Raw genomic sequence first — 26,990 nt, 5'->3', positions numbered from 1 at the left:
TGTAAAAATCTGACACACGAGAATACCAGAATGGATAAATTTTTAGTTAAAGGACCTACCCGCTTAGAAGGGGAAGTCTCTATTTCAGGCGCTAAAAACGCTGCATTGCCAATCCTGTTCGCTGCTTTATTGGCTGAAGAGCCAGTTGAATTACAGAATGTCCCTAAGCTGAAAGATATCGACACAACCATTAAGTTACTTAGCCAACTTGGCGTCAAAATCGAACGTAATGGTTCGATTTTTGTTGATGCTAGCAATGTGACTGAATATTGTGCACCGTATGAACTGGTGAAAACCATGCGCGCATCGATTTGGGCGTTAGCGCCTTTGGTTGCTCGTTTTGGTCACGGTGAAGTTTCTCTTCCGGGCGGTTGTGCAATCGGTGCTCGTCCTGTGGATTTACACATCAGCGGCTTAGAAAAACTCGGCGCTAATATTGTTCTGGAAGATGGTTATGTTAAGGCGACAGTAAATGGTCGTCTGAAAGGCGCTGATATCGTGATGGATAAAGTGAGCGTCGGTGCCACTATCAGTATCATGACAGCCGCTGCATTAGCGGAAGGTACAACGTCTATTGAAAACGCAGCACGTGAGCCTGAAATTGAAGATACCGCTAATTTCCTGAATGCGTTAGGTGCGAAAATCACCGGTGCAGGAACTGACCGTATTGTCATTGACGGTGTGGCTCGTTTAGGTGGTGGTGTTTATCGTGTTCTGCCTGACCGTATTGAAACAGGGACTTTCTTAATTGCTGCGGCAGTTTCTCGCGGTAAAGTGGTTTGTCGTGATGCCTGCCCTGATACCTTAGATGCGGTATTAGCAAAATTACGAGAAGCGGGTGCCGATATTCAAACTGGTGAAGATTGGATCAGCTTAGATATGCATGGTAAGCGTCCAAAAGCGGTTACACTGCGTACGGCACCACATCCTGGCTTCCCAACCGATATGCAAGCTCAGTTTAGCTTATTGAACTTAGTCGCTGAAGGTGCAGGCATGATCACCGAAACGATTTTCGAAAACCGTTTTATGCATATCCCTGAGTTAATTCGTATGGGTGCTCACGCGGATATCGAAAGTAATACAGTATTATGTCACGGCGTTGAAAAACTGACTGGCGCACAAGTTATGGCGACGGACTTACGTGCTTCAGCAAGCTTAGTCATTGCTGGCTGTATCGCGGAAGGGACAACAACCGTTGACCGTATTTATCATATCGACCGTGGATATGAAAATATTGAAGCAAAATTAAATGCGCTAGGGGCGAATATTCAACGCGTGAAATCTGACGAGTAATTTCAGATTGGGTTAATCCTATCGTAGAAGTAAGAAGGTTGCTCTTAGCTTGGGCAACCTTTTTTATTGGGTAATGATTGGACTTAGTTAGCTTGCCCTTCAGGAAGCTCTTCAATAACTACATCCATATTTTTCACGTCCCCATCACGTAAAATTTGCACCGGAATTTTAGTTCCAGGGCGAATTTCAGCGACATAGTCCATCGTCTCAGCCGCGGAGATAGCGGGCTTGCCATCTAAAGACAACACAATATCCCCTTGTTCAATGCCTGATTTTGCAGCAGGTCCATTAGGTGATACTTGGAAAATCCGTAATCCTTGCATTTGATTGATATTATTATTGTTTGTGCGAATCTGAGGTAATTCACGAGCGGTAATACCAATGTAACCACGAACAACTCGACCATCACGGATGAGTTTTTCCATAATTTTGGTTGCAAGAGGGGTTGGAATTGCAAAGCTGAGTCCTTCGGAGCTGACGCCTTGACCCGCACTGAACGAAAGTGTGTTAATGCCAACCAGTTCACCTTCTGTATTAATCAGCGCACCACCAGAGTTACCGGAGTTAATTGAGGCATCGGTCTGGAGGAAATTTTGGCGTCGTGTCGAACTTAGTCCTACGCGCCCTGTGGCGCTAATAATTCCTTGAGTGACGGTTTGCCCGAGGTTATAGGGGTTTCCAATAGCCAGAACAACGTCTCCAACATGAGTCACGCGTTTTGTATTAATTGGGATCACGGGGAGATTTTCAGCATCGATTTTTAAAACGGCAAGATCAGTCAGTGGATCTGAGCCCACTAACAGTGCGTCGAAAATCGCACCATCTTGTAAAGCCACAAGAATTTGGTCTGGATTATCCACCACATGTTTATTCGTGAGAATGTAGCCGTTGGCGCTTAAGATTACACCAGAACCGAGGGATTGGAGCTCACGACCTGACTGCGAGAAACTGCCTTTGGAACTACTGTAAACATAGACGACGGCGGGGGCAGCACGGCGTACAGCTTTGTTATAGCTCACAGGTTCACTATTGGTTTTTCCATACAGTAAGTCAGCAAGTCCCTGAGGGCGTAACGAGGGGACAGCCACAATAATAATTGAGGCAGTGACCAATCCTAGCAGGACAGACACAAGCAGCTTTTTGACCATATTAAAGGTTACCAAGTTCGCTATGATGGATATGACAGACAGAAAGATGTTTTGAGCATACCATAAAAAAACAGGTACAGCAGAGTGATACTGTACCTGTTTTATTGATTTATCTATGCTGAATTAATGAATTAGTTTTTCATTAATAAGTAGAGTGTTTCACCGCCACGAAGGACTTTCATTGCCAATACTGGTGGCTTGCTCTCGATAATTTTACGGAACTGATCGATACTTTCAACGCGTGTATCGTTCACGCCAAAGATCAAGTCACCTTTCGCTAAACCGACTGCCGCAGCAGGAGATTTAGGCGCGACGCTGTCTACTTGAACCCCTTTCGTGTTGCTCACAACCGCATTAGAGATAGTTGCACCTAACAAAGATTCAGTCAGTTTTTCAGCGTTAGTGGCAGAACCCTCATCACTTTCTAAAACGACTTTCACTTCCATTGGCTTGCCTGAACGGATAAGACCAAGAGTGATTTCTTTGCCTAATTGGCTAGTCCCAATTTTGGCTCTTAATTCAGCGAAACTATTAATACGTTTACCATCAACAGAGACTAAAACATCACCGGATTTGATGCCCGCTTTTGCTGCTGAAGATTTTGGAATGACTTCACTGACAAAGGCGCCACGTTGTGCATCAATGTTAAAGGCTTTGGCAATGTCAGAGTTCATCTCTGTGCCTTTAATTCCTAAGATACCGCGCTTAACTTCACCGTGTTTGATTAGCTGTTCACTCAGGCTTTTCGCCATATTACTTGGGATAGCAAATCCGATACCGATATTTCCGCCACCCGGCGCTAAAATCGCGGTGTTAATCCCGATTAGCTCACCATTTAAGTTAACCAGGGCGCCCCCTGAGTTACCACGGTTGATGGATGCATCTGTTTGGATAAAGTTCTCTAATCCTTCCAGATTTAATCCACTACGACCAAGCGCAGAGATAATTCCCGATGTCGCTGTTTGTCCTAAACCGAATGGGTTACCAACAGCGACCGCAAAATCACCAACGCGCAGTTTGTCTGAGTCAGCAATAGAAACCGCAGTTAAGTTCTTAATATCTTTAGCATTGCTGATTTTTAATAACGCAATGTCAGTTTGTGGATCTTTACCAATCAGCTTGACGTCAATTTCCCGACCATCATTCAGCTGAATTTGGATTTTATCCGCGCCATCAATAACGTGGTTGTTGGTTAAAACGTAACCTTGTGTCGCATCAATGATGACACCAGAACCTAAGCCCTCAAAAGGGCGCACGCTTTGTTGCTGTGATGGCGTATTAGGACCAAAGAAGAATTTCAGTTCTTCTGGAATTTGTTGATTTTGTACTCGAGTGCCTGAAACATGGATATTCACGACCGCAGGCAGCACTTTTTCTAGCATTGGCGCTAAGCTTGGCATGTTTTGGCTTTGCGCTGTCACCGGTAATGTCGCGGGTAGTGCGGCGCTACTAATTGTAGGGATCGTGGATAGTGTTAAACCTAAACTCATTGCAACTGCTGTCAGAAAGAAATTTTTTCTTTTCATCATTCCGTAGATTCTCTCAATAGAAAATATCAACTCATGTGGATGGACTTATCAATGGATCATTAAGGACACATGAGCTGAGGTATTTGTTGGTCTCAAATAATGATTTACTGATGACTATGACCATGGATTATGCGGAAAAGTTCCCGATGCGGATAGTACTTATCCACAATTTTACATCCATTTACATGATGTTGAGATGAAGTATTCACTTCTATACAGTAGCTAAACTAACTCTAAGATTTTATTCGGAATTAGAATGTTTTGGTAGGATGAATAACACCACCAGTAACGGATGCTACTGGTGGCAGAATCAACGAATTATTTTTCTTTTTCTTCGAGAGGGCGGAATAATCCTGAAGCACCCTCGGAGTAATCTCTCGGTGGCATTTTAACCGGAGCTTGGTCATTATCAGCTTCAGACTCAGTCAAACGATAATGGAATGGATTATCTTGCATATCAGGCATTAACTCAGAAGAGCTTTGTGCCATATGTTGGTACAGTTGGCGATAATCGCGTGCCATTTTATCTAATAACTCTGCGCTGCGAGCAAAATGGCTAACGAGTTCTTTACGATACTCTTCTAGCTCAGTGCTTTTTTTATCTAATTCAGCTTGTGCCGTTTTTTGTTGACGAAGTTTTGGATTGCCATAACGCACAACCAATGCGCCGATGATAAAGCCAACAACTAATCCTATTAGTGCATACTCCCAAGTCATGCTAACTCCTTCGTTTACTTCAATCAAAATTCACAGAAAATGGTTGCCAAAATTTAGCTCGATTACCCTAACTATACCTGTTAATAGCACGTCTGTTAATGCTAAAGAGTGGAATAATAAAGCGAAATTCCTTACTCTATGTTGAATAGTTAATCGAAAGTTAAATGCTAACAGAATCTGGTTATAATAGAGGCAGTGTATATCATATAACGGTAAAAAAAACCGAAAATTTTAAGGATTACTCAGTTGATGTCGCCGATGACCCCTACTATGCGTTACCAACAAGCTCTAGAGCAAGGCAATTACCAGCCTGATGACGTACAAAAACAAGCCGTAGAGCGATTAGATAAGATTTATCAGCAATTTTGCAGCGCGACACCTTGCTTCCCAAATGAAAAACCGACCGGACTTAAACAACGCTTTGGACGCTTATTGGGCAATAAACCAGCAGTAAAAAATTGCCGCCCTGTTCAAGGTCTATATATGTGGGGGGGCGTTGGGCGAGGTAAAACGTGGTTGATGGATATGTTTTACGATAGCCTACCGGGTGAGCGAAAACTGCGTCTGCACTTTCACCGTTTTATGAAGAAAGTACAGGAAGATTTAATGTCACTGCAAGGACAAGAAAATCCACTTGATATCATCGCTGATGAATTCAAAAAACAGACGGATGTTTTGTGTTTCGATGAGTTTTTTGTTTCAGATATTACTGATGCGATGATTCTAGGAACCTTATTAGAAGGACTGTTTGCTCGCGGAATTACGTTAGTTGCCACCTCCAACATCATCCCTGACAATCTTTACCGCAACGGGTTACAACGTGCTCGATTCTTACCCGCAATAGAACAAATTAAAACCTATTGCGATGTGATGAATGTGGATGCGGGTATTGACTACCGCTTGAGAACACTGACACAAGCTCACCTATTTTTATCACCGATTAATGAGCAAAATCGCCATCATCTAGATGAAGTATTTGTGAAACTCGCTGGCAAAGAAGGGCAGCAAAATCCAGTATTGGAAGTTAACCATCGGAAAATGCAGGCAATTCGCTCCGCGGAAGGTGTATTAGCGATTAGCTTCAAAGTATTGTGTGAAGAGCCTCGCAGCCAAAATGATTATATTTACCTCTCAAATTGTTATCACACAGTGCTTCTTTACGATGTGCCCGTGATGGGGCTGAAAGACGAAAACCCAGCCAGACGTTTTCTCGCGCTTATTGATGAGTTCTATGAACGTAAGGTAAAATTGATGATCAATGCACAGGTGTCGATGGATTCACTTTATCAAGGGCAACTTTTGGCGTTTGAATATCAGCGCTGCCTTTCTCGCTTGCAAGAAATGCAAAGTGAAGAATATTTGAAAATCCCGCATTTATCATAGAAGCCAAAGAGGAAATGAGTCTCAAGGACGTCGTTTTCTCTCCAGATTTATGCGTGCTTTTTGAACACGCGGTACTAATTGTTTATTTGAACGTAAAAAAAATGCATTTGGGGTCGATTTTTGTTGCTGACTTCTCTATAATCTTGCGACCCCACGTTACGGCGTTGTTTTTTATTTCCCAAAAAATAACGCATTAATGCCAGCTAGGCTGCTCGAAGGGGTGGGTTTGCTGGACAATGAGTCGCGTGAACCTCGCTATATTTTACGAACATGAGTGTTCACACAACGTGTAACTTCAATATTGGGTAAGTTTTAATGAAAACTTTTACAGCTAAACCAGAGACCGTAAAACGCGACTGGTATGTTGTTGATGCAGATGGCAAAACTTTAGGCCGTCTTGCAACTGAAATTGCTAGCCGTCTGCGCGGTAAGCATAAAGCGGAATATACTCCGCATGTGGATACTGGTGATTACATCATCGTTCTGAATGCAGAAAAAATTGCTGTTACCGGCAAAAAACGCGAAGACAAAATCTACTATCGCCACACAGGCCATATTGGTGGAATCAAGCAAGCAACTTTCGAAGAGATGATTGCTCGTAGTCCTGAGCGTGTGCTTGAAATCGCGGTTAAAGGCATGTTGCCAAAAGGACCTCTGGGTCGTGCAATGTACCGTAAACTGAAAGTTTACGCAGGTAATGAGCACAACCACGCGGCACAACAACCGCAAGTTCTTGACATTTAATCGGGATTATAGCAATGGCTGAAAATCAATACTACGGCACTGGTCGCCGCAAAAGCTCATCTGCTCGTGTCTTTATTAAGCCGGGTAGCGGTAACATCACAATCAATCAACGTACACTGGAACAATACTTTGGTCGCGAAACTGCGCGCATGGTAGTTCGTCAGCCGTTAGAACTGGTTGAAATGTTAGAAAAACTGGACCTGTACATCACTGTTAAAGGTGGTGGTATCTCTGGTCAGGCAGGCGCAATCCGTCACGGTATTACTCGTGCACTGATGGCTTATGATGAGACTCTTCGTTCTGATCTGCGTAAAGCTGGTTTCGTTACCCGTGATGCGCGTTCTGTTGAACGTAAAAAAGTGGGTCTGCGCAAAGCACGTCGTCGTCCACAGTTCTCAAAACGTTAATTTATTGCCCTCTGGGCATAAAATTGATGAAAAAACCCGCCTTTATGGCGGGTTTTTTATTGCCTGTAATAAACAAAATATTGATTCATCGTGATTTAATTAAAATAAAGATAGGTGAAAGGAATTATTTTACTATTTCTCCCTCTTTTTGCGCTATATCGCAAATCTGGTAAAAATATAATCAAGTTAAGTGTGGAGTTGGCTTTAAGCTTTTTAATCTTAATAAATAATAATTTATAGTGAATCATTCTGATTGTTGCTGTCCGATACCGCCTCTAATAAAATTAACCGATGATTTTCTCAGGGTTAGCCCCCTAAGCTGTACAAAATCTGTTAGACTATGCCCCAGTTTTTTATTTGATTATTTCTCGCTTCCATGAAGCGAGAGGGTTGTGCTGACTTTCAAAATGGATTTGGAAGGTTAAGTACATGGGATTTTAAAAATGAAAATAATGAATTAATCCTTTAATTAGGGATCATTATTTTTATCATTTGGAGGTTTTAATGGCTGTTGCTCCTAATAAACGTTCGGTAATGACATTGTTTTCAGGCCCAACTGATATTTTTAGCCATCAAGTACGTATCGTACTCGCTGAAAAAGGTGTTAGTGTTGAAATTGAACATGTCGAGCCAGGTCATATGCCTCAAGACCTTATTGATCTTAACCCGTATCAAAGCGTACCAACGCTGGTGGATCGTGACCTGACTCTGTATGACCCACACATCATTATGGAATATCTCGATGAGCGTTTCCCGCATCCACCATTAATGCCAGTTTATCCAGTGGCTCGTGGTACAAGCCGTCAGCTGATGCACCGCATTCAGAGAGACTGGTATTCACTAATGACTAAAATCGAGAAAGGGACTGCACAAGAAGCAGAAACCGCTCGCCGTCAATTAGCCGAAGAGTTGATCGCAGTTTCTCCAGTATTTGCTGAGATGCCATTCTTCATGAGTGATGAATTTAGCTTAGTAGACTGCTACTTAGCACCACTCTTATGGCGTTTACCTGTATTAGGTATCGAATTAAAACCATCTAGCAGCAAGCACTTACAGATGTATATGCAGCGTGTATTTGAACGTGATGCATTCTTAGCGTCATTAACTGAATTAGAGCGTGAAATGCGCCTATCAGCACGAGGCTAAGTAGGATGATGGAAATGGCACCAATGACACCACGTCGCCCTTATCTGCTGCGCGCCCACTATGAGTGGTTGCTGGATAATGATATGACTCCGCATTTGGTGGTTGATGTCACTCTTCCAGCGGTGAATGTTCCGATGGAATTTGCTCGTGATGGGCAAATTGTTTTAAATGTTGCCCCTCGTGCAGTGGGTAACTTTGAAATTACCAATGAAGAAGTGCGATTCAATGCACGATTTGGCGGCGTACCTCGCCAGGTATATGTGCCAATGGCTGCCATCATGGCGGTGTATGCTCGCGAAAATGGCGCGGGCATGATGTTTGAACCTGAAGCGGCTTATGATGAGCACTTTGATGGTGAAGATGATGCAGCTGATGAAACACTGTCGGACAACATCGTGTTGGTTCACGATGAGGTACCTCAAACTGAAGATCCTTCATCTCCAGATGATGAACCACCAAGACCCCCGAAAGGTCGTCCTGCGTTACGCGTCGTAAAATAAGCGTGAGACCTAGTAGGTAATTGAATAAAAAGAGGAAGAAATTCCTCTTTTTTTATATCTGAAGAAACGTCAGTATCCCCTCTGCGGCACCTCGTCCTTCGGCAATCGCCGTGACGACTAATTCAGAACCATGCACAACATCTCCTCCGGCAAAAATTTTCGGGTTTGAGGTTTGATAAGCATAGCGATGATGGCGTGGCGCAATAATTCTTCCATCCTTATCATATTGAACGGCATGCTCTTTAAGCCAAGGTAGTGCCTCTGATTCAAAACCGAACGCCATAATAACCACATCGGCAGGGTATAGGACTTTTTTCGTGGCTATCGCGTTATTCTCAGTATTAACAAAACTGATGCTAATCACGTGATTTTCAGAATTGGTATTGATGCTAACGGGCTGTAAATGAAAGTGGAATTGTGCGCCTTCTTCTTGCGCATGGATAACTTCCCTTGTTGTCGCTGACATTTCATTCATGCTACCACGGTAGATACAATGAACTTGGTTCGCACCTTGACGAATAGCGCTACGTACACAATCCATCGCGGTATCCCCAGCACCCAACACCACAACATTTTTATGAGCAAGCGAAATATAAGGAAACTGCGGATCATCAGGGTAGCCTAGTAAATGGTGCGTATTACCCATTAAATAAGGGAGCGCCTGATAAGCGCCTATAGCGCTCTCGTTGGGTAGGCAACCAGAGACGGGCTTATGGGTGCCTGTACCCACAAAAATCGCATCAAACTCATTGGCCAGCGTTTCTAATGGGATATCTTTCCCAACCTCGGTATTCAATTTAAACGTAATGCCCATCTCTTCGAAAATATGTCGACGACGCTGCATTATCTGTTTTTCCAACTTAAACGCAGGGATGCCAAAAGTGAGTAACCCACCAATTTCAGGGAATTTATCAAAAACCGTGGCTTGAACACCATGACGAGCCAAAATATCGGCACAAGAAAGCCCCGCTGGACCTGCTCCAATGATGGCTACACGCTTGCCTGTACTGCGAACATGGGAAAGGTCAGGGCGCCAGCCTTGTTCAAAGGCACTGTCTGTAATATAACGCTCCAAATGACCAATAGTGACGGAGCCAAACGTTTCATCTAGGACACATGCAGCTTCACATAATCTTTCCTGAGGGCAAATTCGCCCACAAATTTCAGGCAGGCTATTGGTATGATGACAAAGCTCTGCAGCTTCGATAATTCGCCCTTCACCTGCAAGTTTTAACCAGTTGGGAATAGGATTGTGTAATGGGCATTTCCACTCACAATATGGGCTTCCGCAAGACAAGCAGCGTTGAGCTTGATGCTGCGCTTCGAGGCCACTCATTGGCTGATAAATTTCCACAAATTCAATTTTGCGAATAGTTAGCGCTTTTTTATTGGGCTCACGACGGGGCGAACCTCTATTTGAAGAGGACATAGTCACCTTTTCAGCCAAATTCTTTTATGGGAATGACACAAATTGAAGTTTACTTTGATAGCATTGATATAAATAGTGATTATCGTAATAAAGTTGCTAATACAGGGATGAATATCTCATTGTGACCGGCGATTTAATGAGCAGGATCGATATTTCGTATGAAACCCCATCCGAAACAGCCCTGTTTGATATATGATTCAGTGAGAATTTAACTAAGGGGTGGTTATGAAAGTACTTCGCGGTCTAGCACAATACTATGTTGACCTGATGATGAAACTGGGCTTAGTGCGTTTCTCTTTGCTTCTCGCATCAGCGTTAGTTGTGCTCGCCATGATAATGCAAATGGCGGTAGCGATTTTTCTTCGTGGGCAAGTTGATAGCCTCGATATGGTCGGTTCGATTTTCTTTGGGTTAATTATAACGCCATTAGCGGTTTATTTTCTTTCGGTGGTGGTTGAGCAATTGGAGGAGTCTCGCCAGCGTTTAACTCGGATGGTGGACAAACTCGAGGTTATGAGAAAGCGCGATTCAGAACTCAATACTCAATTACAGGGCAATATTGAGCAACTGAATCTCGAAATTTTAGAGCGTGAAAAAGCCGAAAGTGCCCATCTTGAGTTGTTAGAGCAACTCAAACAAGAAATGAAATACCGCGAACAAACACAAATTGAATTTGAACAGCAGTCCGTTTTACTACGCTCATTTCTCGATGCTTCCCCTGATCTTGTTTATTATCGTAATGAAAATAATGAATTTTCCGGTTGTAACCGTGCAATGGAGCTGCTCACGGGTAAAAGTGAAAAACAGCTGGTCGGCTTAACGCCATTAGATATTTATGATGAAGAAATTGCGGCTAAAGTGATGGAAACGGATGAGAAAGTTTTCAGACACAATGTCGCGCTAACTTATGAACAGTGGTTGGTTTACCCTGATGGGCGTAAAGCGTGTTTTGAACTACGCAAGGTTCCATTTTATGACCGAGTGGGTAAACGTCACGGGCTGATGGGCTTTGGACGGGATATTACCGAGCGTAAGCGCTATCAGGAGGCGTTAGAGAACGCCAGTAGAGAGAAGACTACCTTTATCTCAACGATCAGCCACGAGCTTCGTACGCCGCTTAATGGCATTGTAGGGCTTAGCCGTATTTTATTAGATACCAAACTAACCAAAGAACAATCAAGCTACTTAAAAACAATTCATGTCAGTGCGGTGACGTTAGGGAATATTTTTAATGACGTGATTGAGATGGATAAAATCGAGCGTCGCAAAGTTCAATTGGATAACCAACCTGTGATGCTGCCTGAATTTGTCAATGATTTAGAAAATCTCAGTGGATTACTGGTTCAGCCGAAAGGTCTGAAGTTTGTCATGGATGTCGCGCACGGTCTGCCTAAAACAATTCTGACTGATGGCACTCGTTTACGCCAAATCTTGTGGAATTTGATCGGCAATGCGGTGAAATTCACTCAAAAAGGTGAAGTGAAACTGAGCATTTGGCGAGAAGCTGACAATAAACTGATTTTCCAAGTGAAAGACAGTGGAATTGGTATTCCAAAAGATGAATTAGATAAAATCTTTGCGATGTACTATCAAGTGCGAGATTCTGCTGGCGGACGTCCAGCAACGGGAACGGGGATTGGACTTTCTGTATCCCGTAGGTTAGCACAAAGTATGGGTGGCGATATTCGCGTAGAAAGTGACATAGGGCAAGGTTCCACATTCACACTGTCGATTATCGCCCCTGAAGTTGAGGCTGAAATCGAAGAACAGCAACAGGATAATGATGATTATCCGTTACCAGCCCTTCATATCTTACTAGTAGAAGATATTGAACTAAATGTGGTTGTGGCGTGTTCTGTGCTAGAGAATCTTGGCAATACGGTTGATGTTGCAATGACAGGTAAAGATGCCTTAGAGATGTTCGCACCTGGAGAATATGATTTAGTCCTATTAGATATTCAACTCCCAGATATGACTGGATTCGATATCTCTAAACAGCTTAAACAACAATATGATAAGGAAGATTTACCGCCATTAATTGCGTTGACAGCTAACGTACTCAAAGACAAAAAAGAGTACTTTGACGCAGGAATGGATGGCGTTCTGAGCAAACCATTATCAGTACCTGCACTGACTCACGTGATTGAGCAGTTCTGGGGTGAAAATGCATCTTCAAATGATCAGCATGAGGAGCAAGTGGATATGGCAGAGGTTGATGAATCTATTTTAGATTGCGAAATGTTAGAGCAATACATTGAATTAGTGGGACCAAAACTGATTTATGACGGCTTAGAAGTGTTTGAAAAAATGCTGCCGGGATATTTAGCCATTCTCGATTCTAATATGGTGGCTAAGGATCAGAAGGGAATTGTTGAGGAAGCTCACAAAATTAAAGGCGCGGCAGGTTCGGTTGGACTCAAAAATTTACAGAAACTCGCTCAGCAGATTCAATCCCCTGAATTACCAGCGTGGTGGGACAACGTGCAAGAGTGGGTGGATGAGTTAAAACAGGATTGGAAGTCAGATATAGAAACATTAAGAAACTGGGTGGATGGTCGTACAAAAAAATAACCCCAACCTAAGTTGGGGTGCGCGAATACTGCGCCAACACCAGGGAAATCATTGATTCGCTTATAATTTTTATCTTAGGCGAATCATTAAAATCTATTTGTCACGACTCAGACGTTATCAAGATACCAAAATTTAGCGAACCTGTTACAAGATTCATTAAAATCTGTGATGAAGATTGATGTTTGTCTGCTTTCGCTCTGGGGAGTAATTTACTACAAAAGGACGAAGATATGAAATCAATTGCGGTAATTTTAAGTGGCTGTGGTGTTTTTGATGGAAGTGAGATTCATGAATCAGTGCTAACTATACTTGCTTTAAGCAAAAATAATGCAGAAGTTCACTTTTTTGCGCCAGATGAAGGCCAAGCTACTGTAATTAATCATGTTAATGGTGAATTAAAAACAGAAACTCGTAACCAAATTGAAGAGTCTGCGCGTATTTCTCGTGGGAAAATAGCGCCTTTATCATCAGCTGACCCCTCTAAGCTAGATGCCCTTATAATTCCTGGTGGTTTTGGTGTGGCGAAAAATTTATGTAATTTTGCGACCAAAGGCAGTGAATGTGAAATTAATAAACAACTATTAAGTTTAGTGCAGGTCATGCACCAACAGAAAAAGCCGCTAGGGCTGATGTGTATTGCTCCTGTCATGCTACCAAAGATGTTAAATACATCAGTGAAACTGACAATTGGCAATGATACTGAAACGATTGCCCAAATTGAAAAGATGGGGGGGCAGCATGTGGAGTGTACCGTTGATAACATTGTGGTAGATGAAAATAACAAAGTTGTTACAACACCTGCTTATATGCTGGCTCAATCTATTGCTGAGGCAAATGTCGGTATCAATAAGCTGGTTGAGAAAGTATTAGAAATGGCGTAGTTAATCCAATGCAAAAGTTTGTTTCTCGCTTGTGGTATTGGTTAAAGAAGATCACACTTTCATTACTTGCCCTCTGGTTAGTCTCTGTTGTGATCTTCAAATTTATACCCGTCCCCTTTTCTGCAGTGATGGTCGAAAGACAACTTTCTGCATGGCTAAACTTTAATTTTTCTTATGTTTCTCATTCGGCTTGGGTTGGTGAGAAACAGATATCTCCCTATATTTATCTCGCTGTCATTGCCTCAGAAGATCAAAATTTTCCACATCATTGGGGATTTGATTTGAATGCGATTGAACGTGCATATAAGCATAATTCGAGTAATAAACAGACAGTTAGAGGGGCTTCTACAATCTCTCAGCAAACAGTGAAAAACCTATGGTTATGGGATGGAAGGAGCTGGTTAAGAAAAGGGATTGAGACAGCTATGACACCTATTATGGAGTTGATGTGGTCAAAAACCAGAATACTGACTGTTTATCTTAATATTGCAGAGTTTGGTGAGGGTGTTTTTGGTGTGGAAGAGGCTGCAAATAAATTCTTCAATAAGCCTGCTAGTAAGCTTTCTCGGCAGGAGGCTGCACTTTTAGCTGCCGTTTTACCTAATCCTCATAGATTCCATGTAAAAAATCCATCTTCGTATGTTTTGAGAAGGCAGGCGTGGATACTGAATCAGATGAGCTTATTAGGAGATAGGAATTATCTGAAAAATAACGATATCGGTGAGGAATAAGAAAAAAGCCATGAATTTGACTTCATGGCTTGGCTTTTTGTCACAATAGGTTACTAATTATAATCAATTGAGATAAGTAAATGCTGTCGTTACTCGACGAACGCCATCTGTTTCACTTGCAATTTTTGCCGCTGCAGCACCTTCTTGTTGAGTGAGTACGCCTAATAAGAAGACTTCCCCATTCTCAGTAATCACTTTAACGCTGCCAGATTTCACCTCATCACTGGCTAAAATCTTGGATTTCACCTTTGTGGTTAACCATGTGTCTTTAGACGCTGTACCTAAGTCAACAGGCTGACCTTGACGTACCTCGTTATAGACTTTTTCAGTACCATCAACGTTGCTGGCGATTTGTTTGGCTTTGTCTGCCAATGACATATCGGGAGATTGACCCGTCAACAACACATTGCCTTTATAGGCTGTTGCGATGATGCGGGAATTATTGGTGATATCTTTATTTTTATTGAGCTGACCGCTGACACGAGCTTCTAACGTACCATCATCAACTTGTTGACCAACAGAGCGCGGGTCTGTCGCGCTTTTGGTCGCAACTGCTGCCGTACCTACGACGGCTGCACCAATACAACCTTGTAAAAGAACTGCACTAAACATTATGGCAAAAATCGGGAGTAATCGCATTTTGTCTCCTTAGTCGTTCTGATGAGGAAAGAGCGTGTTATCGATAAGGTCACACAGACAATTGACAGTGAGTAAGTGCACCTCTTGAATTCTGACACTATGCTGGGATGGAATACGAATTTCAACATCTTGTGGTCCTAAAAGACCAGCAAGCTCACCACCATCATAGCCTGTTAGCGCCACGATAGTCATATCGCGAGTCACTGCGGCTTCTACGGCTTTAATAATATCGGCGCTGTTACCGTGGGTTGAGATAGCCATTAGCACATCACCATGCTGCCCCAGAGCTCTTACTTGTTTCGCATAGATTTCGGTGGGCTGTTTACTGCCTGAAATTGCAGTCAGTACCGTATTGTCTGTATTTAGCGCGAGTGCGGGCAAGCTTGGGCGCTCAGTTTCAAAACGGTGGATCATACTGGCAGCAAAACGCTGTGCTGTTGCTGCGGATGCGCCATTACCACAACACAAAATTTTATTACCATTAAGCAGTGACTGCACCATCATCATCGCAGCTCGAGAAATAGCATCAGGCAGGGCTTCTGCAGCAGCAATCTGAGTTTGAATGCTTTCAGTAAAGCAAACTTTTATTCTATCTAGCACTTACTTATATTCCTGTTCACTGAGATTAAATGCGTTTTGAATCCACTGAAACTGTTTGCCGGTGATCGCACAGATATCAAAGCGGCAAGGTGTTGTTTCAAAACTTTGTTGTTGTTGAGCAAGCCAATATTGCGCGGTTGCCAATATTTTTCTGCGTTTGTGCCAGTTTACTGATAAAAGTGCATCTCCGTAATGACTATTCTTGCGAAAACGGACTTCTACGAATACCCAGCTCGATTTATCTCGCATGATTAAATCGATTTCGCCTGCACGATTTCGGACATTACGTGCTACAAAGGTCAGTCCTTGCTGTTTTAAATAGGAGAGCGCTTGGTTTTCGTAGTATTTACCAGTTAACCATTTTAATGATTTTTCTACTGTTTTCATGACATCCTTGTCTGAAAATTAGGCAGCGGTAAGGCTGCCTAGTTCATGTTATTGTGCCGGCTTAACTTGTCCTTGCTTGAATTGCAACCAAGGTAATTCGCGGTAAATCACACAGTTTTCGTGCACACTTAACATACCTGATGCCCCATTAACACGGAACTGACCATTGTTTTGTAGGTTATCGTAGTTATTTGCCAGTGACCATGCATCAATCCCCATTGCATACAGGCGGAATAGAGAATAGTCATTATTCACTTTACCTTGTGCTTGTTTGCGTAGATTGTTGTTTGCACCTGCGAGTAATGGCACTTCACTGAATTTCACACCTTCCATCTCAAAGCGGTAATCCGCGTTCGAATTTCCTTGGTTACTGCGTGAACTTGCATATAAAGCCGGGCGCTGGCGAGAGCTAATTGCCATTTCTATCATCGGTTTGACAAGGGTTAACTCATCGCGTGTTGCCACGATATAGACCGCATCAATGCTACCGTTTTCTTGTTCCACGCCTTGCGTAGAAACATTAATTGGGGTTCCCGTCATGCGGATCCCTTGACCTCGGTTGATCGATTCTTTTAAAGATGCAGTAGAACCAAATGTTTGCATTAATGCAGTCCCGCCACCTTTTGCTTGCCACTCTTCGGCAAAGGCTTTTGCGATACGGTCACCAAATGGTGACGCGGGCACTAAGACTAAAGGCATTTGTTTACCCTCTAATCTCATTTGGTTAGCGGCATTTTTCGCTTCATCTTCAGGGGATAAAGAGAAATAACAGAGATTGGCACGAGGCTGTAATTGGTTTGCGTCTAATTCATTCAGTGCCAAAATATTTACTGGCGCGTTCATTTGAGCAATAGCTTGAACGTCTGATTTCAGTAATGGACCAACAATTAAGTTATAACCTTCAGAGGTCGCTTGAGCGACTAACTGCGGCATAGCCTTACCTTGAGTATCAAAGACTTTAACGCTTTGAGTATTGGTCGGAACTGCGTCAATACTGACGGTTGATGAAGCAACTTCAGTATTCGCATTTTCATTCACCGTAGCGGCAACTTCTTGGTAAATCTGATCGAGCACATCATTCCCTGAGCCTTGTGATGCGGCAGGTGCAGTAGACTCTTGAGAGATTGGGGATGACGGCAGGCCTTTTTGTGCATCAAGGAAGCCTTGCATGATAGCTTGACCAAAAACTTGCCCTTGTCCGCTCATTGGCAAAAATAGTGCAATACGTGGATTGGCGCCGACTTTAGTAATAGTACCTTGCACTAATGCTGTCGGGAGATTTTTTGCCCCAGGGTTATGTGGGTAACGGGTTTTCCAATCGTCGATGCCAGTGCGTAGTGCTTCTGGGTCATCTTTATTATTTTGGTAGATATCCAGCAGGTCGACCCAACCCAGTAGAATATTTTCGTCAGCTTCGATTCCTTGAATCTGTTCTGGCTTTATTTGTGTTAACATCAGCCACAGAGAATCAATATTCGCTTGATGTTGTGCCGGATCGGTTAATAAAGGCTCTTGGCTAATATAAACGCGCAGGACATCCATTGATGGTTTGCCTTGAGCAGCATCGATAATGGACTGGTAATGGCTGGCGTCAGAAACACTAGGCTGCTGAGTTGCGGTCGTGGTTGTCGAGGATTCGATTTGGCATCCAGTTAATGCCAAAGTCGACAACATCGCAGTGCAGAGTAATCTTTTTTTCAAATGCAAAAAAATTGAAGGACGCATACTGTATCCAATGGTGTATTTTTCAATTGCTTAATTTTAAACCGGCTATTCGGATGAAACAATGAATCAACCTAATCAAGCAGTGGTTATGGCATCCACGCTTTACATTGTGCCTACCCCAATTGGTAACATGGGAGATATCACGCAACGTGCGTTGGATGTGCTTAAACATGTTGACCTAATTGCTGCGGAAGACACAAGGCATTCAGGCATTCTATTACAGAATTTTGCCATCAATGCGCGCATGTTTGCGCTACACGATCATAACGAGCAGCAAAAAGCAGATCAATTAATTAGTAAGCTTCAACAAGGAGATAGTATCGCATTAGTCTCGGATGCAGGTACACCTTTAATTAATGATCCTGGCTATCATTTAGTCAACCGCTGCCGTGAAGCTGGTATTCGAGTTGTCCCTCTACCGGGGGCGTGTGCGGCAATTACGGCGTTGTCAGCCGCAGGTTTACCTTCAGATCGTTTTTGCTATGAAGGTTTCTTGCCCGCCAAAACCAAGGGACGTAAAGACGTTCTGCAATCTTTAGAGCAAGAAACTCGCACGCTGATTTTTTATGAATCCACTCACCGTTTATTAGACAGTTTAGCAGACATGGTGGAAGTATGGGGACCAGAGCGTCGCGTGGTTTTAGCGCGAGAATTGACCAAAACATGGGAGTCTATTGAAGGGCGACCTGTTGGGGAGTTACTTGCATGGGTCAAAGAAGATGAAAATCGCCATCGCGGTGAGATGGTGCTGATAGTAGAAGGGTATAAGCCCCAAAATGATGAATCAGCGATTACGCCAGATGTTCTTCGTACTTTAGGTTTGCTACAAAAAGAGTTACCACCGAAAAAAGCAGCGGCAATTACCGCAGAAATTTACGGTCTGAAGAAAAACCAGTTATACAAATTGATGCTTGACCAGCAAGACGACGAGTAAATTTTATTCAAGTGTAGGTTTTGACGTAAATTGCCTGCTATAGAGTCTGTACAAGCTATCACAAAGTGCCTATAATTCGCCGCGGAGTTGGTCAGACAACCGCTGCTTTATCGTAGTCCCTTCGGGAGACGGGTAGAGGGGAGGAAAGTCCGGGCTCCATAGGGCAGGGTGCCAGATAACGTCTGGGAGGCGCGAGCCTACGACAAGTGCAACAGAGAGCAAACCGCCGATGGCCTGTTTACAGGATCAGGTAAGGGTGAAAGGGTGCGGTAAGAGCGCACCGCGCGACTGGCAACAGTTCGTGGCATGGTAAACTCCACCCGGAGCAAGACCAAATAGGGGTTCATATGGTGCGGCCCGCATTGAACTCGGGTAGGTTGCTGGAGCCAGTGCGCAAGTGCTGGCCTAGATGAATGGTTGTCCACGACAGAACCCGGCTTACCGACCAACTCCCATTTTTTCGTCATACTTCAAGTTGTGACTGCGTTGGCTTCACTCGTCAACCCAAGTCACATACTTGTGTATGCTCCTAGGGGCTATCTTTGTGTGAAAATGGCTCATTTTGCCGCCTTGGCACACCTTGAATTATTTAGAAAAAATTTTCATGTCATATTTGATGATGTAATGGTGTTGGCTACCCCCACTAATCCTAGTCACATACTTGCGTATGCTCCCCGCGTTGTCTTCATTTTGCTGCCTTGTTACTACACTAACTATTTAGAAAAAATCTGAGCTTATTATCTTTCATTTGCACATTTTCCTATCAATACGCCATATCCACCGTCAACATCGCAAGGCAGTGATACAAATCAATATGTGTGCTGGGGACTTAAATACAATAATAGTATTTAAAATGCATGTTAAAGAGCTGGGCGGAAATGATAAAAAAAACATCAATACGATATCCACGTCGTTCTGGTACCGTTGGCGGAAAACTCCCTTGGAATGATTGGCGTAATGCGTCGACGTGGCGGAAAGCTGTGCAAATCACGCTATTGGCGATCAATATTTATATTGGCATCACGTTCTATTATTGGGTGCGTTATTACGAAACCGGAGGAATGACATTTTACCTTCCTCGCCCAGGCGGTATTGAAGGTTGGCTGCCTATCGCGGGATTAATGAACTTAAAATACACTATCGAAATGGGGGGATTACCGCCAATTCATGCCGCATCGATGTTTCTTTTGGCTTCTTTTATTATCATTAGCTTATTACTGAAAAAAGCATTCTGTTCATGGATGTGTCCAATAGGAACGATATCGGAATACACGGGGAAAATAGGGCAGAAACTTTTTCGTTTTCAAATCAAAGTCCCTAAATGGCTCGATATTCCCCTAAGAGGATTAAAATACCTATTATTAGTCTTCTTCCTCTATATCTCGCTATCAATGCCTGCACAGATGATCCAATACTTTATGATGTCACCTTACGGGATCATTATTGATGTCAAAATGCTCGATTTCTTTCGTTATATTAGTAGTGCTTCCCTTATCACTGTTTGCGTTCTTGTGGTGATTAGCTTATTTATTCGTAACGCTTGGTGCCGTTATCTATGCCCTTACGGCGCATTATTGGGGCTATTCTCTTTATTCTCACCGTTTAAAATTCACCGCAATGCGGAAAGTTGTATTGATTGTGGGAAATGTGCCAAAAATTGCCCATCACGGATCCCTGTTGATCAATTAATTAAGGTCAGAACGGTCGAGTGTACGGGATGCATGACATGCGTTGAATCATGCCCTGTTGCATCAACATTGACTTTTTCACTACACACTCCGACTCAAAAACATCAACGTTCATTATCAGGAGTGTTAATGGCCGTTTTGACGCTCAGCATATTATTTTTGATGATTGGTGTTGCAGTTTACATGGGCGTTTGGGATAGCCCAGTACCCGATAGCTATTGGTTTCACATTATACCGAACGCTAAAATGATAAGTCATTAATTCAAAATAAAAAATGCCCCACAGCATGAAAAATGAGTGGGGCATTGTTGCTTTTTTATTGTGGTAATGGACTAGACTTTAATCTCTCGCTTAGATTTATTTTCTTATTTGCAGCTTGCTGCCGTATTAGTTAACGGCTTGTTTAACCATTTGCAATAACTGGCGTACATCTTCAGGGCGAGTATTGCCGGTAGCTTTATCGATGATAGAGCTATAAATATGGGGAATAATCTTCTTCACGCCAGCATCAAGAGCAATCTGTAAAATTTCAGCAAAATTATCCAAATCAATACCGCCCGTTGGTTCTAAAGAAAAATCAAACTCGGCACATGCTTTGGCGATCGCTTTATATTCCTCGATATGTTTTAAGCCCTGCATATTAAAGAACTTCACAGAATCTGCGCCCATATCTTTGAGCATCATGATGGCTGTTTCAATCGGGACGATGCCATCCGGCGCTTGGGAACTTAATGGTCCCGTTGAAATTTTCACCATACCAACAGTGCCAGTTGGGGAAATCAACGCATTCACAAAAGTTTCATTTTGTCCCAATAACGCACGGCTAATGGGGGCTCCCGTAAACACTTGATTCACATGTTGTGGTTGAACTTCTTTTGAAATCAGAGACACCATGGTGGATTGATTCGGATCGCCCGCGCCTAATCCCACAGACAAGGCATTATCCACTTCTTTGGCGTAAATTTTCATATCCGCAATAGCGCTTTCAAGATCAGGGTAATTTTTGGATAACACGCCAACAACCACAAAGCTTTCCGCAGCGGTATAGATATCTTTGGCGTTTTGATGACTCCCTGCTAAGACGTTTAAGCACACTCGGTCATGGTAAAAATTAGGTGATAACTTCATTTTAAATTCCTTCTACTAATCGACGAATTTTTTGCGAAATAACATCGAGTTGTTCGGTGCTAACGCTACGAATATCAGCTTCAACTTTGCCTTCATTCGCTTTATATTCACGGAAATAAATTGCCGTATCGCCTTGCTTTAAATCAGCCATAATTTGATAGGTCGTTTTGCCAATCGCTTTTTCATCAAAACTGATCTCGGCTCTGGCGATATCGCGTCCAGCGGAATCCCAAACGATGCGCGCTGAAATTCCTGAAATTCCATTTAAATCGTCAAGGAATTTATTCATACGGCTAACCATCTCTGCGCCGGTTTCTTTGGTCGCAGTGAGATATTGTTCGATAGCTAGCGTTAATCCGAGAATACCTTCTTTACCCACTTTCATGGCTCGACCAATCCCTTGAGATTGGCGTTTAACCCATTCAACATACTGTTTTTTACCGATTACCAAGCCACTGGTCGGACCTTCAATTGCCTTGGCACCGCTATAAATAACGAGGTCGGCACCGGCTTGGTAATATGTCGTTAAGTCTTCCTCTGCTGCTGCATCGACAATCAATGGAAGCTGGTGGGCATGGGCCACTTTGGCGGCTTCAGCAACCGTTAACATGCTCTTTTGCACAGTATGGTGGGATTTGATATACAAAATTGCGGCGGTTTGGGGGGTGATTTTTGCCGCGAGTTGTGCCGCGCTGCACTCATTAGCAAAGCCAGCTTCAATGACTTTACCGCCGCCTAAGGTGACCATGGTGTCTACGGGGGCACCAAAATTCACGTTATGTCCTTTAGGCAGTATAATTTCGCGAGGAACTGATTTGCTTGAGGAGTGTAAGTTCAAAAGGAGGTCATCATCATCTTGAACAATAACAGCGGCGACGGCTTGGGCAATACCTGCGGATGCACAGGAAACGACGACAGCCGACTCAACATTTAATAGCTGAGCGATGTATTCCCCAGTTTTGTTCACTAAATCTTTAATTTCAAAATAGTGATTCAATCCATAAGTGACGCGTTCTACCACTTCTGGTGTCGGAGTCGAAACGCCCAGAATAGTCATTCGACCCGATGCATTGATGACGTGTTTTAATTGATATTTTTCATAGATTGATTGCATGTTCGGTTTCACCTTGCGCAGGAATAATATGTTTTCCACCGACGATGGCAGCAACCGGCACAAAACGATGTGTTCCGATACGGTGTTCCCCTTCTGCATCTGTCAGCTCAGTGGGTTCTTCTTTCAGGTCAAATAAGGTAATGTCTGCATCAAAGCCCGGTCTTAAATAACCTTTGGCTGGAAGAGACAGTAAATCAGCGGCTTTTTCGGTTACGCAGCGTAAAACTTGTTCCGCGCTGAATCCCATACACAGGAATTTAGTCATCACAAAAGCGAGGCTATACACGGGACCATTCACTCGGTTGCGGTGATAAATATCGGAACTAATAATGTCGGGGTAAGTCCCGATGCGCATGGCTTGTTCTGCCACTTTAAAGCTAAAACTTTCGCCACCGTGACCGACATCGAGGATCACGCCGCGGGCTAATGCTCGGGCAATGGACGGTTTCAGATAGCCATCATCCCCTAAAATTTTATTAGGTTTGCCATTAAAACAGTGGGTGATGATATCGCCACGAGTGAGTAGGTCGGCAACGTCATCAATATTAGGTGGGTTGTTTCCAATATGTACCATTAGCGGAAGCGCGTGTTTCTTCTGCATTTCTTTGGCTTTAATCAGCGGCGCTATACCATTTTCGCCTACCACACTTTTACTCATTCTTGCTTTCATACCAACCACAAAGCTTGGGTGGCGCTCAAGTGCGGCTTGGAAACTCGCATCATCGATATTGTCCATATTGGACAGCTCATTCTGAGCAATAATGCCAATGCGCGAAATATTCAGCAGTGAGAAGACGTTGGTTTTGGATTGAGTGGTTAACCGATAAAACCGATCAATATCATCAGCTCCCACACTGCCCGCATCAACTAGTGAAGTGACACCGCCAGCAGCACCGGCGAGATCAGGTTCATCGAAGTAAATCGGTGACTCTGCAAAACAGTGGGCGTGAGAATCTATCCATCCAGCGCTAACATATCGCTTTCCTTCAAGATCAATAATTTTCTCAGCTTGCTGATTGTGGGAAAGCTCAGGGCCCGCAGCTTCGATTTTTCCGTCTTTGATTAGAATATCGATAATTGAACCATCGATACGCTTGCCCTGTTTGATGATTAGAGAATACATGATTACCTTCTTTATAGTCATACTCGTCATACTTCAAACCGCAGCGTTGTTGGCTGCTCTTCCGCTACCCTAGTCACATACTTATGTATGCTCCTAGGGATATCGTCGCTTGCCGCCTAGCTGCAGCTTGAATTATTTAGAGTATGCTCAAGTGTTTGTTCTAAGTGATGCAAACCGTCGCATTTGTTCTAAATGCTATTAAGCTGCGAGTGGGAAGAAATACCCAAATAACATCGCGCCTAAGATAGCGCCACCGGCGACAGGTTTTTGCCATACATAGAAAATCAGTGAGCCAATCAGTGCACCAATACCAATTGGAATCGATGCCGCCATCGCTGCCAATATAATCAATGGACCTAAAAAACGACCGGAGGTGTTACCCGCGCCCATCATGACATCTGCGCCAAATGTGGAGTTAGCTTGGGCAATGGTAAACTTACGAGCAAAAACAATAATTAAGCCGATAAGTACACCGAGGAATAAGCCCGTGAGCAGGGAGATCCAAAAGTTAGTGACTAAGATATCCCAGCCAGCCGCTAAAAAGAGGGCTGGAACACCTAAGCCAATACCGGTTTGTAGTGCACCACCGATATCTAAAATCCCCACTAATGACCCTTCTATGATCCGAGCAAACAGGAAACTGGCACCAAAGGCGGCAACCGCCCCGTAAACTCCAGTATCTAGCCCGGCGCGTAACATGGCGACAAAAGCCACTTCGTTAAAAGCACCGAAGCCGTACACCACATACATGTGCGTACCTGCGAAGATCCCAGCAGATAACAAGCCAACAAAGATAGGAAAGGACCATTCTGCGTACCAAAAGTCTTGTTTATTAATTTCAGTTGTCATGATTATTTCCCGCTCAGCAGTCCGTGGACATATTCAAGCCACAGTGGTTTGTCTAAGTTGAAAGAGGTGATCATCTTCAGGTCAAATTCACGGAAGAAACCACTGAGAACGAACAGCAGAACAACGGTGATCATCATGGTACGCGTGATACGGTTCCAGCCATTGTCATCCACGCCTTTACCAATCAAGATCCCTAACACTAAACCAGGGATTGCGTTACCCATGATTAATTGAGCACAACCGCCGAATAAGGTTGCCCAGAAACCAGAGCGACGACCAGCATCCATTGCGGCTAACCAGAAAATGACAGGCATCACGGTGTTAACCAGTAAGTTAGCTGCCGGTACAAGTACGTTAATCGCGGTAGTTTGCAGTGCTGCGGGTACCGCAGATGCTGTGGTATTTAAGAAGGCGACCACCAATGCCCCAATAATGGCACAGGCAATCGCCATTTTTTTCGGGTTATGCAGAGTGTCTGCCACACTGCGATTTTTGGTCAGTAGCGCTGCGGCGCCCCAGTTAGGAATAATACGATGGTCAACATCTTGGGTGAATGCACCCGCAGCGACAGAAGATGCCCATGCGTTGAAGAAGAAGCCTAAGCCGAACGAGAAGTGTGATGCAGGGTCGCCTTCACATGCGTTTAATTCACCAAGTGTACGGAATGCACCCATACCTTGTATGGTTGGCGCGTGGAACATACGTGCTGCCCCTGCGCCTAAACCGAAGCCGCAAAGACCGCCGATGATAAGGGACATGCCCAATATTTCTAAGAAAGATGCAGTTTCACTCATGGAATTTACTCCAGACCTGATTGCTTTTATTGTTCTGTAAATGGAATTTCGTTGACAGAAAGTAAGGTGACATCCAGCGAAACGTCGAGTACAACACGAAAATGTTCACGTTTGCGTGGCAAAAAGAGAAAAAGAAATTTTTCTGTCCGCGAATGAGAGTGAGCACTAATAACCTCAACATCCTTTGGTTCTATCCGCAGGATAATGTCGGTGCTGTTCTTAAGTACGGTTTTTTGAATCGAATTTAAGGCGTCCGCAATGGCTTTTTGCTTGGTATCGCCTTGCCCTGTCACCCGTACTGTCGTTTCGATAGATTTTTTCATTAAGCGTTGCCGTATTTTTTATTAAAAGCTTTGACTAAGCGCTCGCCTAACTCTTCCTTGTCCATAAAACCGAAACCTAATACATTGCAGCCCTCTGCAATTGCGGTTTCTCCTTCTTCAATCGAACGCATACCATAACGTGCTTTATAGCCATATTTAGTTTGAGCGGTGATAGCGCCTGCGCCACCGCTTCCACAGAATGAAATGCCCAGGTCTGCTTGCTCTTGGTTCATCACATCCCCGAGTTTCATATCGGCAGCGACGCCGGGTACGACAATGGCTTTTCCACCCGCGGTTTCAACGCCAGCAGCCACTTTTTGCCCTTTACCTAAACGATCGCCAATAACAATAACTATCTGTTTCATAAAATATTCTCCAAAAAATTTAATGCTAAAAATTAATCATTAGAACGGGCAACTTCAAAGTGGACTGAAAGCAAGTAAGTCTCTTCTGGTGCAAGTCCCGGAAGTGTATCGACGACTCGTTGTGCTAATGCAATCGAATGTGCCGAGATTTCATCAAACAAGCTAATATCCACTTCCGGTAAGGCTTCGCCAGTTTTGGCTCTATCAACCATGGCACGTAGATGAGACTCCAACATCTGCTGCTGTACATCTGTGGTGTAGCAACCCTCCTGTTTGAGCCAGTCAGTAATCACTGCTAGCAGTTTGTGTGTGACCTGTTGAACATCAAGGTCGTCCTCTAACATTTTGAAAACTACAACTGATTCATTCATAACTATTTAAAATCCAAGATAATATTTCAAATCATGTAACTTCATTTATTCATGCTAATACCTTAGTCGCTTCTTTATTGTTTTTGCAGACAGGGAATTTCCAGTTCTAAGTGGAAATAATTCGGAAGCATAAACGGACGATTTGAGGCTATTTTTTGGTCTAAAAGGAAGTTAACTGGAAAATGTTATGCATTATGAGGGACAAAAAGTAGGGGCTAATTATGATTAAAAGATTAAAGATATTTAAATTCAATAAATTAGATTGATTTTTTGAAATCTGGAAATGATGTTTGGAGGGTGTAATAAAAGTGGAAATGAATAAATGGAAACATACGTAGAGTGGAAATTTTCACTTCCACTTACCTATTTTATGCATGAAATGGATGAATTAGACTAAAAATCATTTGATGGAGTTGTGGTTAGGATCACGTAAACAGTGCCCACTTCCCTTTTTCCGCAAGGAAGTGGAAA

27 protein-coding genes and 1 other RNA gene are annotated in these 26,990 nt (G+C 43.3%); 12 read left to right on the top strand and 16 right to left on the bottom strand.

What is annotated here, in order from left to right; all coding sequences use genetic code 11:
* Nucleotides 1-30: 30 nt before the first annotated feature.
* Nucleotides 31-1,293, top strand: a complete 1,263-nt coding sequence (gene murA / locus PR766_RS07340; protein ID WP_006662911.1) for a UDP-N-acetylglucosamine 1-carboxyvinyltransferase — start codon at nucleotides 31-33, stop codon at nucleotides 1,291-1,293.
* Nucleotides 1,294-1,376: 83 nt separating this feature from the next.
* Here the strand turns inward: murA and degS are convergent, their stop codons facing one another.
* From degS to zapG, 3 genes are all read right to left on the bottom strand, one after another.
* Nucleotides 1,377-2,441 (bottom strand): outer membrane-stress sensor serine endopeptidase DegS, encoded by a 1,065-nt coding sequence (gene degS / locus PR766_RS07335; protein WP_006659106.1) that lies wholly within the window; start codon nucleotides 2,439-2,441, stop codon nucleotides 1,377-1,379.
* A gap of 131 nt (nucleotides 2,442-2,572) precedes the next feature.
* Nucleotides 2,573-3,967, bottom strand: coding sequence for a Do family serine endopeptidase (locus PR766_RS07330; protein ID WP_036959955.1), 1,395 nt, complete (start codon nucleotides 3,965-3,967; stop codon nucleotides 2,573-2,575).
* Between the two features lie 321 nt (nucleotides 3,968-4,288).
* A complete protein-coding gene (gene zapG, locus PR766_RS07325) occupies nucleotides 4,289-4,687 on the bottom strand; it encodes a Z-ring associated protein ZapG (protein WP_006659109.1) in 399 nt (132 codons plus the stop codon).
* A 249-nt stretch (nucleotides 4,688-4,936) separates the two neighbouring features.
* On the opposite strand from zapG, the gene zapE reads away from it, so the two are divergent.
* From zapE to sspB, 5 genes are all read left to right on the top strand, one after another.
* Nucleotides 4,937-6,070 carry a cell division protein ZapE gene (gene zapE / locus PR766_RS07320; protein ID WP_154636107.1) on the top strand — a complete coding sequence of 378 codons (1,134 nt, stop codon included), beginning with the start codon at nucleotides 4,937-4,939 and terminating at the stop codon, nucleotides 6,068-6,070.
* A gap of 315 nt (nucleotides 6,071-6,385) precedes the next feature.
* Nucleotides 6,386-6,814: a 50S ribosomal protein L13 gene (rplM, locus tag PR766_RS07315; RefSeq protein WP_006659112.1), complete on the top strand. Its 429-nt coding sequence runs from the start codon at nucleotides 6,386-6,388 to the stop codon at nucleotides 6,812-6,814.
* 14 nt (nucleotides 6,815-6,828) lie between these two features.
* A complete protein-coding gene (gene rpsI / locus PR766_RS07310) occupies nucleotides 6,829-7,221 on the top strand; it encodes a 30S ribosomal protein S9 (RefSeq protein ID WP_004258235.1) in 393 nt (130 codons plus the stop codon).
* A gap of 504 nt (nucleotides 7,222-7,725) precedes the next feature.
* Nucleotides 7,726-8,367, top strand: coding sequence for a stringent starvation protein SspA (gene sspA, locus PR766_RS07305; protein ID WP_006659114.1), 642 nt, complete (start codon nucleotides 7,726-7,728; stop codon nucleotides 8,365-8,367).
* A gap of 8 nt (nucleotides 8,368-8,375) precedes the next feature.
* A complete protein-coding gene (gene sspB, locus PR766_RS07300) occupies nucleotides 8,376-8,867 on the top strand; it encodes a ClpXP protease specificity-enhancing factor (protein WP_006662914.1) in 492 nt (163 codons plus the stop codon).
* Between the two features lie 52 nt (nucleotides 8,868-8,919).
* On the opposite strand, the gene PR766_RS07295 is transcribed toward sspB, so the two are convergent.
* The gene (locus PR766_RS07295) at nucleotides 8,920-10,296 is read right to left on the bottom strand and encodes an FAD-dependent oxidoreductase (protein ID WP_154636108.1); all 1,377 of its coding nucleotides are present in this window, start codon (nucleotides 10,294-10,296) and stop codon (nucleotides 8,920-8,922) included.
* Between the two features lie 225 nt (nucleotides 10,297-10,521).
* On the opposite strand from PR766_RS07295, the gene arcB reads away from it, so the two are divergent.
* The 3 genes from arcB to mtgA all read left to right on the top strand — a co-directional run bounded on the left by arcB (nucleotide 10,522) and on the right by mtgA (nucleotide 14,479).
* Complete coding sequence (gene arcB / locus PR766_RS07290; RefSeq protein WP_036959958.1) at nucleotides 10,522-12,867, top strand: aerobic respiration two-component sensor histidine kinase ArcB; 2,346 nt, start codon at nucleotides 10,522-10,524, stop codon at nucleotides 12,865-12,867.
* Nucleotides 12,868-13,097: 230 nt separating this feature from the next.
* Nucleotides 13,098-13,748, top strand: a complete 651-nt coding sequence (gene elbB, locus PR766_RS07285; protein ID WP_154636109.1) for an isoprenoid biosynthesis glyoxalase ElbB — start codon at nucleotides 13,098-13,100, stop codon at nucleotides 13,746-13,748.
* 8 nt (nucleotides 13,749-13,756) lie between these two features.
* On the top strand, nucleotides 13,757-14,479 hold the full coding sequence (gene mtgA, locus PR766_RS07280) for a monofunctional biosynthetic peptidoglycan transglycosylase (protein WP_154636110.1): 723 nt from the start codon (nucleotides 13,757-13,759) through the stop codon (nucleotides 14,477-14,479).
* Nucleotides 14,480-14,542: 63 nt separating this feature from the next.
* Here the strand turns inward: mtgA and dolP are convergent, their stop codons facing one another.
* The 4 genes from dolP to PR766_RS07260 are packed head-to-tail and all read right to left on the bottom strand — an operon-like array spanning nucleotide 14,543 to nucleotide 17,830.
* On the bottom strand, nucleotides 14,543-15,118 hold the full coding sequence (dolP, locus tag PR766_RS07275) for a division/outer membrane stress-associated lipid-binding lipoprotein (RefSeq protein ID WP_006659120.1): 576 nt from the start codon (nucleotides 15,116-15,118) through the stop codon (nucleotides 14,543-14,545).
* A gap of 9 nt (nucleotides 15,119-15,127) precedes the next feature.
* Entirely contained in the window at nucleotides 15,128-15,718 is a 591-nt protein-coding gene (diaA, locus tag PR766_RS07270; protein WP_006659121.1) for a DnaA initiator-associating protein DiaA, read from the bottom strand.
* On the bottom strand, nucleotides 15,719-16,105 hold the full coding sequence (locus tag PR766_RS07265) for a YraN family protein (protein ID WP_006659122.1): 387 nt from the start codon (nucleotides 16,103-16,105) through the stop codon (nucleotides 15,719-15,721). It lies immediately after the preceding gene.
* 48 nt (nucleotides 16,106-16,153) lie between these two features.
* Nucleotides 16,154-17,830: a penicillin-binding protein activator gene (locus PR766_RS07260; RefSeq protein WP_154636111.1), complete on the bottom strand. Its 1,677-nt coding sequence runs from the start codon at nucleotides 17,828-17,830 to the stop codon at nucleotides 16,154-16,156.
* A gap of 61 nt (nucleotides 17,831-17,891) precedes the next feature.
* Here PR766_RS07260 and rsmI point away from each other — a divergent pair, with 61 nt between their 5' ends.
* The 3 genes from rsmI to PR766_RS07245 all read left to right on the top strand — a co-directional run bounded on the left by rsmI (nucleotide 17,892) and on the right by PR766_RS07245 (nucleotide 20,713).
* Nucleotides 17,892-18,764 (top strand): 16S rRNA (cytidine(1402)-2'-O)-methyltransferase, encoded by an 873-nt coding sequence (gene rsmI, locus PR766_RS07255; protein ID WP_006659125.1) that lies wholly within the window; start codon nucleotides 17,892-17,894, stop codon nucleotides 18,762-18,764.
* An 83-nt stretch (nucleotides 18,765-18,847) separates the two neighbouring features.
* An RNA gene (gene rnpB, locus PR766_RS07250) (RNase P RNA component class A) lies at nucleotides 18,848-19,221 on the top strand.
* A gap of 421 nt (nucleotides 19,222-19,642) precedes the next feature.
* Nucleotides 19,643-20,713 carry a 4Fe-4S binding protein gene (locus tag PR766_RS07245; protein ID WP_006662919.1) on the top strand — a complete coding sequence of 357 codons (1,071 nt, stop codon included), beginning with the start codon at nucleotides 19,643-19,645 and terminating at the stop codon, nucleotides 20,711-20,713.
* Nucleotides 20,714-20,839: 126 nt separating this feature from the next.
* Here PR766_RS07245 and dagF read toward each other — a convergent pair whose 3' ends face one another.
* The 8 genes from dagF to PR766_RS07205 form a co-directional block, all read right to left on the bottom strand.
* The gene (dagF, locus tag PR766_RS07240) at nucleotides 20,840-21,580 is read right to left on the bottom strand and encodes a 2-dehydro-3-deoxy-phosphogluconate aldolase (RefSeq protein ID WP_006662920.1); all 741 of its coding nucleotides are present in this window, start codon (nucleotides 21,578-21,580) and stop codon (nucleotides 20,840-20,842) included.
* 1 nt (nucleotide 21,581) lies between these two features.
* Nucleotides 21,582-22,694 carry a DgaE family pyridoxal phosphate-dependent ammonia lyase gene (locus tag PR766_RS07235; protein WP_036959967.1) on the bottom strand — a complete coding sequence of 371 codons (1,113 nt, stop codon included), beginning with the start codon at nucleotides 22,692-22,694 and terminating at the stop codon, nucleotides 21,582-21,584.
* A complete protein-coding gene (locus PR766_RS07230) occupies nucleotides 22,678-23,817 on the bottom strand; it encodes an amidohydrolase/deacetylase family metallohydrolase (RefSeq protein WP_036976033.1) in 1,140 nt (379 codons plus the stop codon). Before PR766_RS07230 ends, PR766_RS07235 begins: the two co-directional genes overlap by 17 nt.
* 198 nt (nucleotides 23,818-24,015) lie before the next feature.
* A complete protein-coding gene (locus tag PR766_RS07225; RefSeq protein ID WP_006659130.1) occupies nucleotides 24,016-24,666 on the bottom strand; it encodes a DUF4310 family protein in 651 nt (216 codons plus the stop codon).
* Between the two features lie 2 nt (nucleotides 24,667-24,668).
* On the bottom strand, nucleotides 24,669-25,460 hold the full coding sequence (locus PR766_RS07220; protein WP_006659131.1) for a DUF4311 domain-containing protein: 792 nt from the start codon (nucleotides 25,458-25,460) through the stop codon (nucleotides 24,669-24,671).
* A 26-nt stretch (nucleotides 25,461-25,486) separates the two neighbouring features.
* Nucleotides 25,487-25,783: a DUF4312 family protein gene (locus tag PR766_RS07215; protein WP_154630833.1), complete on the bottom strand. Its 297-nt coding sequence runs from the start codon at nucleotides 25,781-25,783 to the stop codon at nucleotides 25,487-25,489.
* The gene (locus PR766_RS07210; protein ID WP_006659133.1) at nucleotides 25,783-26,148 is read right to left on the bottom strand and encodes an SFCGS family glycine-rich protein; all 366 of its coding nucleotides are present in this window, start codon (nucleotides 26,146-26,148) and stop codon (nucleotides 25,783-25,785) included. Before PR766_RS07210 ends, PR766_RS07215 begins: the two co-directional genes overlap by 1 nt.
* 32 nt (nucleotides 26,149-26,180) lie before the next feature.
* Nucleotides 26,181-26,519, bottom strand: coding sequence for a transcriptional antiterminator (locus PR766_RS07205; RefSeq protein ID WP_006659134.1), 339 nt, complete (start codon nucleotides 26,517-26,519; stop codon nucleotides 26,181-26,183).
* Between the last annotated feature and the right edge of the window lie 471 nt (nucleotides 26,520-26,990).

This window comes from Providencia sp. PROV208, assembly GCF_028479465.1.
Taxonomy (GTDB): domain Bacteria; phylum Pseudomonadota; class Gammaproteobacteria; order Enterobacterales; family Enterobacteriaceae; genus Providencia; species Providencia alcalifaciens.
This window is presented reverse-complemented; position numbering and strand designations above follow the sequence as displayed.

Excerpts from the sequence above, each read along its gene's own strand:
- murA (WP_006662911.1), top strand. The coding sequence starts at position 31 with ATGGATAAATTTTTAGTTAAAGGACCTACCCGCTTAGAAGGGGAAGTC.
- degS (WP_006659106.1), bottom strand. The coding sequence starts at position 2,441 with ATGGTCAAAAAGCTGCTTGTGTCTGTCCTGCTAGGATTGGTCACTGCC.
- PR766_RS07330 (WP_036959955.1), bottom strand. The coding sequence starts at position 3,967 with ATGAAAAGAAAAAATTTCTTTCTGACAGCAGTTGCAATGAGTTTAGGT.
- zapG (WP_006659109.1), bottom strand. The coding sequence starts at position 4,687 with ATGACTTGGGAGTATGCACTAATAGGATTAGTTGTTGGCTTTATCATC.
- zapE (WP_154636107.1), top strand. The coding sequence starts at position 4,937 with ATGTCGCCGATGACCCCTACTATGCGTTACCAACAAGCTCTAGAGCAA.
- rplM (WP_006659112.1), top strand. The coding sequence starts at position 6,386 with ATGAAAACTTTTACAGCTAAACCAGAGACCGTAAAACGCGACTGGTAT.
- rpsI (WP_004258235.1), top strand. The coding sequence starts at position 6,829 with ATGGCTGAAAATCAATACTACGGCACTGGTCGCCGCAAAAGCTCATCT.
- sspA (WP_006659114.1), top strand. The coding sequence starts at position 7,726 with ATGGCTGTTGCTCCTAATAAACGTTCGGTAATGACATTGTTTTCAGGC.
- sspB (WP_006662914.1), top strand. The coding sequence starts at position 8,376 with ATGGAAATGGCACCAATGACACCACGTCGCCCTTATCTGCTGCGCGCC.
- PR766_RS07295 (WP_154636108.1), bottom strand. The coding sequence starts at position 10,296 with ATGTCCTCTTCAAATAGAGGTTCGCCCCGTCGTGAGCCCAATAAAAAA.
- arcB (WP_036959958.1), top strand. The coding sequence starts at position 10,522 with ATGAAAGTACTTCGCGGTCTAGCACAATACTATGTTGACCTGATGATG.
- elbB (WP_154636109.1), top strand. The coding sequence starts at position 13,098 with ATGAAATCAATTGCGGTAATTTTAAGTGGCTGTGGTGTTTTTGATGGA.
- mtgA (WP_154636110.1), top strand. The coding sequence starts at position 13,757 with ATGCAAAAGTTTGTTTCTCGCTTGTGGTATTGGTTAAAGAAGATCACA.
- dolP (WP_006659120.1), bottom strand. The coding sequence starts at position 15,118 with ATGCGATTACTCCCGATTTTTGCCATAATGTTTAGTGCAGTTCTTTTA.
- PR766_RS07265 (WP_006659122.1), bottom strand. The coding sequence starts at position 16,105 with ATGAAAACAGTAGAAAAATCATTAAAATGGTTAACTGGTAAATACTAC.
- PR766_RS07260 (WP_154636111.1), bottom strand. The coding sequence starts at position 17,830 with ATGCGTCCTTCAATTTTTTTGCATTTGAAAAAAAGATTACTCTGCACT.
- rsmI (WP_006659125.1), top strand. The coding sequence starts at position 17,892 with ATGAATCAACCTAATCAAGCAGTGGTTATGGCATCCACGCTTTACATT.
- PR766_RS07245 (WP_006662919.1), top strand. The coding sequence starts at position 19,643 with ATGATAAAAAAAACATCAATACGATATCCACGTCGTTCTGGTACCGTT.
- dagF (WP_006662920.1), bottom strand. The coding sequence starts at position 21,580 with ATGAAGTTATCACCTAATTTTTACCATGACCGAGTGTGCTTAAACGTC.
- PR766_RS07235 (WP_036959967.1), bottom strand. The coding sequence starts at position 22,694 with ATGCAATCAATCTATGAAAAATATCAATTAAAACACGTCATCAATGCA.
- PR766_RS07230 (WP_036976033.1), bottom strand. The coding sequence starts at position 23,817 with ATGTATTCTCTAATCATCAAACAGGGCAAGCGTATCGATGGTTCAATT.
- PR766_RS07225 (WP_006659130.1), bottom strand. The coding sequence starts at position 24,666 with ATGACAACTGAAATTAATAAACAAGACTTTTGGTACGCAGAATGGTCC.
- PR766_RS07220 (WP_006659131.1), bottom strand. The coding sequence starts at position 25,460 with ATGAGTGAAACTGCATCTTTCTTAGAAATATTGGGCATGTCCCTTATC.
- PR766_RS07215 (WP_154630833.1), bottom strand. The coding sequence starts at position 25,783 with ATGAAAAAATCTATCGAAACGACAGTACGGGTGACAGGGCAAGGCGAT.
- PR766_RS07210 (WP_006659133.1), bottom strand. The coding sequence starts at position 26,148 with ATGAAACAGATAGTTATTGTTATTGGCGATCGTTTAGGTAAAGGGCAA.
- PR766_RS07205 (WP_006659134.1), bottom strand. The coding sequence starts at position 26,519 with ATGAATGAATCAGTTGTAGTTTTCAAAATGTTAGAGGACGACCTTGAT.